This window comes from Winogradskyella pacifica (genome assembly GCF_003386275.1).
Classification (GTDB): Bacteria; Bacteroidota; Bacteroidia; order Flavobacteriales; family Flavobacteriaceae; genus Winogradskyella; species Winogradskyella pacifica.
In genome coordinates, this window is sequence record NZ_QREI01000001.1 from 529631 (window position 1) to 543558 (window position 13928).

Here is a 13928-nt window from a genome sequence, read left to right on the forward strand (position 1 = left end):
TAACAAATATACGTATTAAAATTATATTTGGTTGGCGCCAAGTCCAATTTGGTCACAAATGTAGTGTCCATTTTGACAATAGCTAACCAATTCATTCTTAATAAATTCTAGGATCGATTCTTTTTCATTTTCCGGATATAAAACATGAACATTGGCTCCTGCATCTAGTGTGAAACAAACTTTTGAATCCGTTTTTTGTCTATAAGCCCAAATCTTATTAATGATTTCTAAAGTATTTGGCTTCATTAATATAAAATACGGCATACTCGTCATCATCATAGCATGAAGCGTTAAGGCTTCACTTTCTACAATTTTCACAAATTCATTTAAATCACCCGAAGCTAAAATTGTTTTCAGTTTTGCTAAATTATCATGCGCTTGAGAAAAGCGTTCTTTAGCAAATGGATGACCATACATTAGTTGATGCCCAACGGTACTACTCACTTGTTTTTCACCTTTATCAACTAACAAAATAGTGTCTTGATAATTTTTAAAATTTGAATGTACCTCTCCTTCAAATTTTACTCCATATAAATCTGAACTTGCCTCAATACTTTCATTTTTTCCCCAAACTACAAGTTCTCCTTCTATACTTCTACAAGCACTTCCTGATCCTAAACGTGCAAGAAATGATGCTTTTTGATTGAAATAAGATTGAGATTCTTCCATGTCACTTCGGCTACGTTCAGTGACCAAACTTAATGACTGTTCAATGCTCATTAAGCATAAAGCAATCGCACTCATGCCTGATGCTGAAGATGCAATACCAGAACTATGAGGAAAGGTGTTTGAAGTTTCAATTTTAAAGTGATAGTCCTTTAAAAAAGGCATATAAATTTCAATACGCTCAAAAAAGGTTTGAATCTTTGGTTTAAACGCTTCGTTTTTTTCACCTTCAAAATAAATATCGAAACTAAAATCTGCACTTTCTTTTTTAGTAAAAGTGATTTCAGTTATGGTTTTACAATCTGAAAGCGTAAAGCTAATCGATGGGTTTTCTGGAATTTGATCTTTCTTTTTCCCCCAATATTTTACCAAAGCAATATTACTTGGTGATGCCCATTTTACGGAACCATTTTCTAGTGTGGAATTGTAGCTTTTAGGTATAAAGTCTTGTTCTGTCATGTATTAATCTTGAATTGACAATGCGCGTTCAATTATATATTACAAAAATAAGAAATATCTAATGGTCTTATCTTTATTCTTATGACAATGCCAGTAGTTTTACCATTGTTTTATAGTTTCTGGCAGTAGCATTGCTATTCAACTTTTTTTCAAAATAACTCAGATTGAATTTTGCGCGACCATAACCGTTAGAACAAAAGAGATAAATACAGTCGTTAAGAATCACATACTCATCATCTGGATATGTTTTTTGAGAAGCCTCTTTAACTAATATCTTATCTGGAATTGCACTTAAAAACACAAAATAACTTTCTGTTTTTTTAGCATCAATAAAAGGACAATTATTAAAAATTGTAGTTAACTCATCTTTCGTTCTAACCAAAACAGGGACTTCAAAACCAAATTGATCTAAAATGAACTTTTGAATATTATTTTCTAATTTTTTTGAATCACTATTTGAAGATTGAAAAATAACATTTCCGCTTTGAATATAGGTTTTTACGTTTATCAATCCTGATTTTGCAAACAATTCTCTTAGCTCAGCCATTGGCACTTTTCTGTGTCCACCAACATTTATGCCTCGTAAAAGTGCGATATAGGTTTGCATTTAATAATTCTAAGTTATTATCCTAGTGTAAATATAGTTAAAACACATCTCCAAGCAAACCACAGTAAAAATAACTAAGAACAAGTGTTTATTCTGAACTATCAATTCTTCAAAATGCAAATAAAGCCGATTAAATGTTGTTTGGTTTGATAAAAAGTTTAATTTTGCTGTAATAACCCCCTAACTACATGTGTTTCCCCAAATCAAACGCTGTAATTGTATTATTTACGCTCTTGTTTTTTAATTGGCATCTTATTAATGCTCAAGAAAAACTTGTAACTAATAGTAACACTGCAGCTTATACTTTTGACAGTTACAAACTGGATTTATTGGTTAAAAATGATAGTCTTTATAAGGCGACAATTCTTTTAAATGATGCGATAAGTTTTTCAAAAAAACATAATTTAAAGACCACGCAGGCCAAATCATATAATGCTTTAGGAAATGTTTTAGCAAAAATGGCTAATTTTAAGAAAGCAGAAAGCTACCTTGAAAAAGCATTACAAATCTATGATTCATTAAACAATAAGAAAGGACAGGATCTCGCTCTATCTGGATTACTAAACACATACACTCAAGAAAAAAATTACGCAAAGTTTGATAGTATTTACCCAAAGGCCCAACAACTTTCAAAATCTTTAAACAGCGAAATTTACTTTCTAAATTTAGAAAACAAAATAAAAAGAGATTATTACGACTTTAATAATGAGAGCTTATTAGAAGTTTCTAGTATGGGTTTAAAGCTCTTAAACACTACCGATTTTGCAGCTTTAAATATTTCTAAAGAATATCATACTGAAAACTTAAAAGAAAACTTAATACAGTCCTTTAAATATTATAATGCGCTTGCACAAGTTAAAGTAGACCAGTCAAATCCCACGAATTATCGCCTCTTATTTTCTATAAATAATGAAGAGTTAAAAGCATCTTTAAATACCGATATTAACTCTTACAGAAAAATAGCCACATTCAATTATTATAAATATTTATATTATACAAATGCTAAGAAAAATTTAGATTCTGCTAATAAATATATTTTAAAATCTGACAACTACAAATACGAAGCCCTTGTAAATATTGAAGCCAAAAACAGCAGAAATGGTGACTTGGTTTATAAAATCTTAGATGCAGAGCAAAAGTTAGCTTTAGCAAACGAAACCCGAAAACAAGACGCACTTACCTCAAAAATATTTTTAGTTAGTACCATAATTATGAGTATTACTTTAGCCATAATACTAACTAGTTTTTACTTTTATTTTAAGGCCAGAAAGAATATTTGTAAGATTAATGATGCCTTAACAGCCTCAAACTCTAAACTTCTTGCCATTGATAAAGATCGATTAGAATTCTTCTCAATACTCAGTCACGAATTACGAACCCCAATTTATGGTATTAGCGGATTAGCAACACTTATAGACCAAGAGAGTGATGATACTAAAAAGCAATCGTATTTAGATTCACTAATATCATCTAGTAATTACCTATCTATTTTAATTGATAATATTTTGCAAGCTAATAGGTTAAAATTTGAAGATAAAAACCTTCGATTAAAACCAGATAAAATTGAAAAAATTGTTAACCACGTTGTTAGTACTGTTGCCATCGCAGCTGAAAACAAAGATTTAAAACTCAATGTCTATATTGATGAATCAGACAAAAATGAATATATTTTAGTAGACAAAGTCGCCTTTAGCCAAATACTAATCAATTTAGCATACAACGCCATTAGATATACTAAAAAGGGACATATTTCTATCAATGTTTTTGAAAAAAGCAGAAATGATAAAGAAATCACTTTACGTTTTGAAGTTAAAGATACGGGTATAGGAATCAAAGAAGAACATCGCTCTGTTGTGTTTAGTGCTTTTGAAAATAAGACGTTTTTAAATAAAAACAGTAGTGGTTCTGGCTTAGGATTATACATCGTAAAAACCTTATTAAAAAGCCACAATTCTGATATCGATTTTGTTTCAACACCAAACGAGGGCACTTGTTTTTTCTTCGAAATAACATTTCAGCTTTCAACAAAAGTAGAGCGCACAAGTACTGTTGCTGCTTTACCAAAAAGAGATATGCATGTTTTAATTGTTGATGATAATAAAATTAACTTATTAATTACTAAGAAGAATATCGAAAAAATAGAAGGTTATAGCTGTCAAACAATATCTAATGGTAAAGAAGCTATATCTCTCGTGAAGGCAAAAGATTTTGATTTGGTTTTAATGGATATTAATATGCCAGACATGGATGGTTATGACGTAACCAAACATATAAGAATGTTTAATCCCAATATTCCAATTTTAGCCTTAACCGCTTTAAATTCTAATGAAATTTCTTCAAAATCTGAAGCTGCAGGTATCGATCAAATTATTACAAAACCATATATTTTTGAAGATTTTAAAGCTATAATTACCGCTTATGGCCATAACCTAAATCAGTGCGACACTATAGAAGCTGAAGCAATATAAGCACTCGTCCATGCATTCTGAAAGTTAAAACCTCCTGTAACGGCATCTACGTTTATAACTTCACCTGCAAAATATAGATTAGGAATACGCTTGCTTTCAAAAGTTTTAAAATTCACTTCTTTTAAATCAATACCTCCAGCCGTCACAAATTCCTCTTTAAACGTACTTTTTCCTGTAACTTGAAAAACAGCAGAAGTTAACTGATTAGAAAAAGCCTCTAATTGCTGCTTATTAAGATCTGCCCATCGTGTTGTTTCACTGATATCTGAAGCCAAAACTAATTGTTTCCAAAGGCGTTTTGGTAAATCAAATTGCGTTAATTTAACGACTGTCTTTTTTGCAAATTCTTGCTTGAAGTTTTTCAGTTCTTCTAAACAAGATTTAAAATCTAATTGAATAAAATTAATTACAATCTTAAAATTATAATTCATTTTCGCCAATTCTACAGCTCCAAAAGCAGAGAGTTTTAATATGGCTGGCGCACTCATTCCAACATGTGTAACTAACAATGGTCCGTTAGATTCTAAATCGGTCCCGACCACTTTAATTTCTACATTTTTAGCCACCACACCAGGAATATCCTTGATGCGATGATCTTTAATATCAAAAGTGAAAAGTGATGGTACAGGGTTGATAATGGTATGTCCTAAATCTTCGAGAAGTTTCCAAACCTTAGGATTACTTCCTGTGGCAATTAATAGCTTTTTAGATTGAAAGTCCCCATGAGAAGTTTCAATGACAAACTCATTTTCTAATGCTTTTACAGTCTTTACCGAATGATTATAAAGCACGTCTACATTGTGCTTTTCAGCCTCATTTAAAAAACAATCTATAATCGTTTGCGATGAATTTGAAACTGGAAACATCCGACCATCATCCTCAATCTTTAATTCTACACCTCGTTCTTCAAACCAAGCAATCGTATCGCCTGTCATAAAACGATGAAAAGGTCCCAAAAGTTCTTTTTCTCCTCGTGGGTAATTCTGTACCAGTTCTGACGGTATAAATTCGGCATGTGTTACATTGCAACGTCCACCGCCTGAAATTTTTACTTTCTGCAAACCTTCTTTTCCACGTTCTAAGATGGCAACAGACAATTCCGGATGCTGTTCTGCAATATTAATTGCTGCAAAAAAACCTGCAGCTCCACCACCAATAATTATAATATCTTTTTGCGTATTCAAACCGTTTTATTAAGAAGATTTTGTGAGTTTTTATTTGTGTTTTTTAATGACTAATACTACTTTGAGTCAAAGTATAAAATTACAATGATATACATCAAAAGACTAATATTTCTAATATTTATTGTGAGCTCTTGTCAATCTACAGGACAATTAAAAATTGAGTCTCGCATTATTAACGAATTAAAGGAAGTATCTGCTGCCGAAATAAGCAAAGATTCTGGCATTGTTTGGGTGATTCAAGATGCGGGAAATAGCAATAACCTCATCGGACTAGACAAAAAAGGGCACATCGTCAGAAACATTCTTATCAGCAATGCCAAAAACAAAGACTGGGAAGATTTAACTTCTGATAATGAAGGCAACATCTACATAGGAGATTTTGGAAACAATAAAAAAAAGCGGAAGACATTTAAAATCTATAAAGTAAATCGCGCCGATTTAAATACCGATTCAGCCGTTGCTGAAATCATTGAATTTACACTTCCCAAAGAGCAAAAACCTGAAGATTTCGAGTCCTTTTTTATTTACAATAACTCCTTTTACATTTTTAGTAAAGAGAAGAAGAAATTCAGTGTTTTAAAAGTTAAGAATAGCATCGGAAAGCAAGTTGCAGAGTTACATTCTGAATATAAATTTAATGGTAAAAACAATAAAATCACCTCAGCCGATATTAGCGACGATGGAAAAACAGTGATACTCTTAAATCATGATAAATTATGGAAAATCACAAATTTTGAGACTGATGATTTTTTCTCAGGAGCTATCACTGAACATAAATTTGATCACAATTCTCAAAAAGAAGGTATTTGTTTTAAAACAGACTCTACGATTATCATTACAGATGAAAGAAAAGATTTTGAAGGAGGCTATATCTATTCTTTTAATTTAAATTAATTCTTAAATCTCATAGCCCAAAGAATTCACCTGTTGCAACCTTTTGATGCATGATTTTATAACCGAGATATCTGCTTCATTTTTATGGTTATCTAAGGCGTCTTTTTCAAGATTTTTTATCTCCTTAATCACAACTTTCTTATAGTTTTCGTTTAATACATTACTATTTTGAAGTAAATATTGCAACATTAAAAACAGCTTCTGCACAATAATAATATCATGCTTACAGTAGGTTCTAAGTGATGCCATTACATTATAAAGCAACTGTTCAAAACTTACTGTTTTAATAAATATAAGCGCGGTTTTATCCTCACTGAAATAATAACTTTTATCTTTCTTAGTCATCCGCAATGCAAATAACTCGGTAAGATAATCGATGCTATTAATACAGGTTCCTGGGTCGTTAATACCAGGCGACATTGCTTTTAGCGCAATTTCGGTTATCTGTTTAAACGCTAGTACGTAGTTATCCTCTATAAGTTCGCTATTAGAAAATGTTATGGCTTCTGCTAGCTTTTTTTCTAGGTCTTCATCGCTGTCACCTTTATATTTTAAAATCGGGATACCTTTTAAAACATAAGCCCCTTTTATAGGCACAATTTCAATTTTCAATTGATGTTCTTCTGCTAAATCGGCTAAAGAATTCAAGCTAACATCTTGCATATAGCCTGTTGAATCTGCCATAATCTCTTTCCAATTAGAGGTGTCTTCAAACTCGATATCAATATGCTTTTCGGCTTCAATCAGTTTATCTAATCGTAATTTCGATTTTTTGAAGATTTTATCCATTATTGTATTCACTTGAATTTCCTGTGAAATGGAGTGAATAAAATAAATGAACGCTCCTAAACTCAGCGTCATAAAAACAATACCTAATAACACCGAAAAACCAGGCATTTGGTATTTATCGCCTTGAGGTGTTATGGAAACCAATGTAAAAATGCAATAAAGCAAAGTGGAATTATAAATACCTAAAATAATTTGATGTCTTCTATTAGATATCAATCCTGGAAGTAATCTTGGTGAAAAGTTACTAGAGGCTTGATTTAGTAAAATCATCACCAATGAAAAACTAAATACCATTATTGAAATTAATCCGGCAACAAATGTGGTTAGTAAGCTTCTTGCTGTTTCGGCATTATTAACAACTAAAATTGGTGCATGCTCAACGAGGTATTTAGAAATGCCTATGCTCTCTAAATAAATCATGAAGAACGCAAAAAGTATCCCAAAAAGACTAATGATTGAAGGGTAGAAAGCAATATTACTTTCTAGCTTATCTAATGACTTTATTATGTTGTATAAATGCTTTTTCACGTTTGTGCGTTATAAAATTATGCAGCATTGAAATGATCTTTCAATTTAGCGATAAGAAACGCCATTATATTTTTATAACTTAACCCAAACGCATTAGGTTTTAATCGGTATCATTTTGTCCACAAACTATCCGTGAAGTAATGCTTACAATCTAAAAAATTATTTTCTACTTTAAAATCAGCATTTTTCGCCAAATCACTTATCTCATCTAATCCGTATTTTTTAGAGAGTTCTGTCCAAATCAATTCATCGTAATCAAAATCAATAAACTCATTTATAGCTTTTAAGTGTACGGTTTGCTTTCTAAGGCTAACTATATAGCTCTTTACATCGCCAGTCATTGGATTGTAATGACAATAAAAATCGAAATCATCAATCTTAAAATCGGCATCTAACTCTCTATTAATTCTAACCAATAAATTGAGGTTAAAACGCTTTGTAATGCCATGCTTGTCATAATACGCATTCTGAATAGTAATTGGGTTTTTCTTTAAGTCAAAACCAATTAAAAGCTTGTCACCACGTTTCATATTTTTATTAAAAAGCTGTAATAATTCTTCGGCTTTTTCTTCTAGGTAGTTTCCGATATTACCACCTAAAAACAGTAATAAACTAGGGTAATCACTTTGTCTATTATCTTTAAGTATTTCAAAATAATCACCCACTTTTGGATGTATTTTTAAAGCTGGTAATTTTTCTTTTAATCGTTGCGTGAGAATATCTATAGCTTCTTGAGAAATGTCTATTGGAATATAATGAAAGTCCACATTGTTATTCACTAAATATTCTAACAGTTTAAACGTTTTAAAACCATCACCAGCGCCCAATTCTACAATATTAAAAGGTCCTGAAAATTTTAAGGCCTCACTAATTTGTTTGGATTGCATAGATAAAATCTCAAACTCTGAATTGGTTGGATAATATTCTGGCATATTCATTATTTCCTGAAATATGCGACTACCATTATCATCGTAAAAATACTTAGATGGCAAGTGTTTATTTCTAGCAGTTAAGCCTTTAAGCACATCTTTTGAAAAGTTATCTGTCATTTATTTTGCTAATCTAATTCCTGAAAACAGCCAACGCATGTCTGGCTGAAAAAAATTTCTATAAGTTGGTCTGCAATGATTTTTTGAAGTCGCCACTGAGCCACCTCGCAATACCATTTGATTCACCATAAACTTACCATTATATTCACCAAGCGCACCGTCTACTTTGGTGTAATTAGGATAAGGTAAATAGGCACTATTGGTCCATTCCCAAAGCTGACCGTAATTAAATTTGGGTGACGCTACCTCCCATTCAAACTCGGTTGGTAAACGCATGCCTTTCCATTGTGCAAAGGCAAAAGCTTCATAAAACGTGATGTGAGTTACAGGTAAGTCGCCATTAACCTCAACAAAACCGTTAAGCGTATATTGCATCCATTTCCCATCGACCTTATGCCAATATAATGGAGCTTTTAAGTCATTATTCTGTACAAAATCCCAACCTTCAGCATGCCAATAATTAAAATCTTCGTAACCACCAGCATCTATAAATGCTATGTATTCTGAATTGGTGACGAGTTGATTTGAAATCTCAAAATCATGAAGATATACTTTATGTCTTCCTAATTCATTATCAAAACAAAACCCTTCAATATTATGACCAATTTCATAGACTCCTTCTTTAATTTGAAGAAATTTTTGAGGTTCGTTTTCTGCTTGTAATTGAATTTTATAATCTAAAACAGGAAACGAAGGCTGGTTTCCAAAAATATATTTGATATCGTAAATTAATAGTTCTTGATGCTGCTGTTCGTGCTGTAAACCAATTTCGATAATATTTGAAATATCTTCAGAAACACCTTTAGAAATAAATTCTGAAAGCTGCGCATTTACATAAGCTCTATACTCTAAAACCTCTTGCAACGTTGGTCGTGTCATTAAACCACGTTCTGCTCTCATCACACGTTTGCCAACATTGTTGTAATAACTATTAAAATAATACGCAAAATCGTCGTTAAACACTTTATAATTTGGCTGATATTCAGTCAATACAAACTGCTCAAAAAACCATGTGGTATGTGCCAAATGCCATTTTGGAGGCGACACAAATTCTGCGGGTTGGATGGATACATCTTCCGCCTGAAGCGATTTACAAATCAGTTCGGTTTGATGTCTAACGTCTAAAAAGCGTTCTTTTGAAATACTATGTTTTGTTATGGTTTCCACGTATAAATCTATATTATTTCAGTTTCAAAAATAACTTCACTCGCTATGGTTTTATGTACAGGACAACGTGACGAAATACTTTTTAAACGGTCTTTTTGTTCAGTCGTTAAATCACCAACAAATTTTAGTTTTTTGCTAATATGATCTAAGTATTTTGGCTTGTCTGTTTTGTCTTTCATGTCATCGCTATGCTTCCTAGAATGTGAAATATAAACAAATACTTCTCTCAGATCCCATTTTTTTCGCTCTGCATACATTTTCAAAGTCATTACCGTACATGCTGCTAATGCGGCATTGAGATATTCGTATGGTGAAGGACCGAAATCACTCCCACCAACACTTGCAGGTTCGTCAGCAATAAACGCATGGTTTTTAGTTTGGATTTCTGTAGTAAAATTATTTTCAATAATATTTAAATGACCAACTAATTGTTCTCCCTCTGTGCTTAACATTTTATTCTTAGTCTTAGGAAAATAGCGCTTTGCCCAAGTCCCTATAATTTCGCCAACATACTGACTATCTTCTTCCTTAGACAATAAATGATCTGCATTATCTAAAGTGATAAAACTCTTAGGGTGGTGTGCTTTTTTATACAATTGCTCCGCATTCTCTATACCTACGATTTTATCGAAAGGTGAATGCATAATTAACAATGGTTTACGTAAATTTTCAACTATAGAAGGTAAATCTGTTTTGTCAAATTCTTCAACAAAATCTTTATTAATAACAAATGGACGTCCACCAATATTAACCTCAACGGGTCCTTTTTCATCTGTTGCGTCAATTTGGTGAGAAAACAAATGCTTTACATGATTTACTGTTGATGGTGCACCTACAGTAGCAACCGCCTTTATAGTTTCTAGTTTTGAAGCGGCAACTAATACTGCTGCTCCCCCTAATGAATGACCAACAAGCAGACTTGGTGCTTGGTAGTGCTCTTCCATATATTGATGTACATCTAGTAAATCGTCAACATTTGCAGAAAAATGACTATCAGCAAACTCGCCTTCACTTCTACCTAAACCTGTAAAATCGAAACGTAAAACCGCAAATCCATTTTGAGTTAATGCTCTACTCACATTTCTTACAGCACTTAAACTACTGCTACACGTAAAACAATGCGCAAAAATGGCGTAGTAATTTGGTTTTTGATTGGCTGGTAATTCTAAATTAGCATTTAGAGTTATACCTTTTCTATTTTTTATTTTGAGTTTTGTGCTTTTCATAACCTAATTTTAGTCTTCAATTGTTACACCTCTCCAAAAAGCTACATGATTTTTAATCCCTTTTGCTAATTCTGATACTTCTGGGTAAAACCAGGCTGCATCTTTATTTTCCTTGCCATCAACCTCTATAGTATAGTAAGATGCTGTGCCTTTCCAAGGACATACGGAATGTAATTCACTTGGTTTAAAAAACTCCTTATTTATACTCTCATGAGGAAAATAATGATTGTTCTCTATGACTATAGTATCAGTACTTTCGGCTATGACTTTATTATTCCAAATTGCTTTCATCTCTATTGCTTTTTAATATCTAACAGGAACTTTTATTTTTCCTAATTGTGTTCACTTAATTTCTATCTGTATTCTGGGTTTTCGAAAGACCAATGTGTACCACTGTCCCATGCTTCTCGAGAATTACCGTAATTACTATAGCCTTTATTTTCTTTCAATAATTTGGCTAAGTGTAAAAGATTGTAGGTCATAAATGTGGTGTTTCTATTGGTGAATTCAGAATCAAAACCTACTGGTGGGTTAATGGTTTTATCCTTCCATTTGGTATCCCCATAACTTGGTCCTGGTCCTACTTCTCCAATCCATCCACAATCGGCTTGCGGTGGAATAGAATACCCTACATGTTGCATAGCATATAATATACCCATGGCGCAGTGTTTTACTCCATCTTCATTACCTGTAACCATACATCCTCCTACTTTACCGTAAAAAACATACTGTCCTTTATCATTGGTCTCTCCACTCATGGCATACAAACGTTCAATTAGCTTTTGAGCTTCAGACGATTTTTCACCTAACCAAATTGGTGTTCCTACGATTAAAACATCGGCTTCACTCACTTTTTTATAAATACTTGGCCAATCATCTTTTTCCCAACCGTGTTCTGTCATATCTGGATACACACCAACGGCCACATCTAAATCTATAAGTCGAATTGTTTCAAAAGAAACCTTCTCTTTTTTTAGAATATTTTGTGACACCTCCATAAGTGTTTCTGTATGACTTACAGCAGGTGATTTCTTTAATGTGCAATTGATGTATAATACTTTTAGTTTTGAAAAATCCATAGTTCTGTTTTTTTTAAATTAAAAATTAAGAGCTGCAACTCAGCATTGAGCAACCGACTTTATGCCTTGCCCATTCCGGACGCTTGGCAAACCATTTTTCATACTCTGGTTGCTCATCGTAAGGCTTTTTTAATACTTGAAATAATTCATCTACCAAACCATAGTCACCTTCATCTGCTTTATCAATAGCTAACTGCGCCATATAATTTCTAAGAACATATTTAGGGTTCACAGCATTCATGTTTTTTTGACGTTCTGAATCTGTAATTGTCTCCTTATGCAATCTTTGGTCGTAAGCTTTAAACCAAACTTTCCATTGCATTAATTTATCTTGATTAAGTTCTTCTGATTTATAAAATGCGTTTTCAATTATCTCTATGCCATTTTCGGGATATCCTTTTTTGTAATTCGCTAATAATCGGAACACTATCGTCATGTCGGTTTCAGATAGCAACATGCAATCTTCAAAATTTGCCAATAATTTAGCATCTTCTTCAAGTTCAACTTGCAACCCTAATTTAGAGCGCATCATTTGAAGGGATTGCTTTTCAAAATCAACTTGGTACTGATTTAAAATAGCTTCAATAGGTTCGGCTTCTTCAATTAATGGATACAATGCATTGGCGAGTTGTAGTAAATTCCAAAGTCCAATATTGGGTTGATTACCGAAACGGTAGCGTTTATTCTGCTTATCTGTGGTATTTGGCGTCCATCCGAAATCAAAATCTTCGAGCCATCCGTAAGGCCCGTAATCTATAGTTAAGCCAAGAATGGACATGTTATCGGTGTTCATAACTCCATGTACAAAACCAACGCGCTGCCAATGGATAATCATATCCAAAGTGCGCTGTGTCACCGCTTCAAAAAATTTGATGTAGGTTTCTTTGGAAGGTTTACCCAATTCGGGATAAAAATATTTTAAGGTATAATCGGTTAGTTTTTTAAGGTTTTTAATATCATTACGTGCTGCAAACAATTCAAAATTACCAAACCGAATAAAAGTCGGTGCTACTCTAGCGACTACGGCCCCTTTTTCATAATCGGCATTACCGTTGTAAAGCATATCTCGCAGAACGTCATCTCCAGACAACATTAAACTCAGTGCTCGTGTCGTTGGCACACCTAAATGATGCATGGCTTCACTACATAAGTATTCGCGAATTGAAGATCTTAAAACCGCTAATCCATCACCTTGCCTTGAGTATGGTGTTTCTCCCGAACCTTTGAGTTGAATTGCCCAACGTTTACTGTTTCCTTCAACTTCAAATAAATTAATCGCTCTACCATCACCTAATTGTCCGGCCCAATTCCCAAACTGATGACCAGCATAAGCCATGGCATACGGTTTTGTTTTTGGGTAAATTTTTAAACCTGAAAAAACGTCTAAAAAATCTTTTGATTTAATAGCAGCTTCATCTAAACCAATGGCATTTGCCATCTCTTTTGAAGCATGAATTAATTTTGGTTGCGATGGAATTCTAGGGCTAACATAAGAATGTGTTGCTTCAGTTACTTGACGCCTACTATTCTCTGTATTAGAATCTGAAGGTAATTCTTTATTAAATGTATCTTTTATATGTAGCTGCATCTATCTTACTTGACATTTGAGTAATATGATATGTAAATTCACTATTGCAATAAACCAATTAATATTACAATTGTTTATAAAAATACGATTTCATATTAACTCATTTGACAAATCAACGCATTGAGTCTTAAAAATTTTAATTGAAATTTTAAAATCCCTTAAAATTATTAAGCAAAATCAAATGAAACAGACAGCACTAATTATTACCTAGATAGTGGATATAG

12 protein-coding genes are annotated in these 13928 nt (G+C 32.7%); 2 read left to right on the forward strand and 10 right to left on the reverse strand.

Translation table 11 applies throughout. The annotated features are described in order from the left end of the window. Positions 1-21 precede the first annotated feature (21 nt). Both DFQ09_RS02280 and DFQ09_RS02285 read right to left on the reverse strand, forming a co-directional pair. Positions 22-1125 carry a diphosphomevalonate/mevalonate 3,5-bisphosphate decarboxylase family protein gene (locus tag DFQ09_RS02280; RefSeq protein WP_115807966.1) on the reverse strand — a complete coding sequence of 368 codons (1104 nt, stop codon included), beginning with the start codon at positions 1123-1125 and terminating at the stop codon, positions 22-24. A gap of 79 nt (positions 1126-1204) precedes the next feature. Beyond that, positions 1205-1732: a DUF1697 domain-containing protein gene (locus DFQ09_RS02285; RefSeq protein WP_115807967.1), complete on the reverse strand. Its 528-nt coding sequence runs from the start codon at positions 1730-1732 to the stop codon at positions 1205-1207. 188 nt (positions 1733-1920) lie between these two features. Between DFQ09_RS02285 and DFQ09_RS02290 the strand changes: the two genes are divergently transcribed. Next, the gene (locus DFQ09_RS02290; protein ID WP_115807968.1) at positions 1921-4200 is read left to right on the forward strand and encodes a response regulator; all 2280 of its coding nucleotides are present in this window, start codon (positions 1921-1923) and stop codon (positions 4198-4200) included. Here DFQ09_RS02290 and DFQ09_RS02295 read toward each other — a convergent pair. Continuing rightward, positions 4167-5384, reverse strand: a complete 1218-nt coding sequence (locus DFQ09_RS02295) for a BaiN/RdsA family NAD(P)/FAD-dependent oxidoreductase (protein WP_115807969.1) — start codon at positions 5382-5384, stop codon at positions 4167-4169. The genes DFQ09_RS02290 and DFQ09_RS02295 overlap by 34 nt on opposite strands. An 84-nt stretch (positions 5385-5468) precedes the next feature. Between DFQ09_RS02295 and DFQ09_RS02300 the strand changes: the two genes are divergently transcribed. Next, entirely contained in the window at positions 5469-6278 is an 810-nt protein-coding gene (locus DFQ09_RS02300) for an SdiA-regulated domain-containing protein (RefSeq protein ID WP_115807970.1), read from the forward strand. Between the two features lie 3 nt (positions 6279-6281). On the opposite strand, the gene DFQ09_RS02305 is transcribed toward DFQ09_RS02300, so the two are convergent. The 7 genes from DFQ09_RS02305 to DFQ09_RS02335 form a co-directional block, all read right to left on the reverse strand. Then, entirely contained in the window at positions 6282-7595 is a 1314-nt protein-coding gene (locus DFQ09_RS02305) for a DUF2254 domain-containing protein (protein ID WP_115807971.1), read from the reverse strand. Positions 7596-7705: 110 nt separating this feature from the next. After that, a complete protein-coding gene (locus DFQ09_RS02310) occupies positions 7706-8644 on the reverse strand; it encodes an L-histidine N(alpha)-methyltransferase (RefSeq protein WP_115807972.1) in 939 nt (312 codons plus the stop codon). Next, positions 8645-9802, reverse strand: coding sequence for an ergothioneine biosynthesis protein EgtB (gene egtB / locus DFQ09_RS02315; protein WP_115808402.1), 1158 nt, complete (start codon positions 9800-9802; stop codon positions 8645-8647). It lies immediately after the preceding gene. Between the two features lie 17 nt (positions 9803-9819). Further along, positions 9820-11037 carry a bifunctional alpha/beta hydrolase/OsmC family protein gene (locus DFQ09_RS02320; RefSeq protein WP_115807973.1) on the reverse strand — a complete coding sequence of 406 codons (1218 nt, stop codon included), beginning with the start codon at positions 11035-11037 and terminating at the stop codon, positions 9820-9822. Positions 11038-11046: 9 nt separating this feature from the next. Continuing rightward, complete coding sequence (locus DFQ09_RS02325; protein WP_115807974.1) at positions 11047-11328, reverse strand: DUF427 domain-containing protein; 282 nt, start codon at positions 11326-11328, stop codon at positions 11047-11049. A gap of 62 nt (positions 11329-11390) precedes the next feature. Further along, a complete protein-coding gene (locus tag DFQ09_RS02330; RefSeq protein ID WP_115807975.1) occupies positions 11391-12116 on the reverse strand; it encodes a flavodoxin family protein in 726 nt (241 codons plus the stop codon). 25 nt (positions 12117-12141) lie between these two features. Continuing rightward, positions 12142-13704, reverse strand: coding sequence for a protein adenylyltransferase SelO (locus tag DFQ09_RS02335; protein ID WP_115807976.1), 1563 nt, complete (start codon positions 13702-13704; stop codon positions 12142-12144). Positions 13705-13928 lie beyond the last annotated feature (224 nt).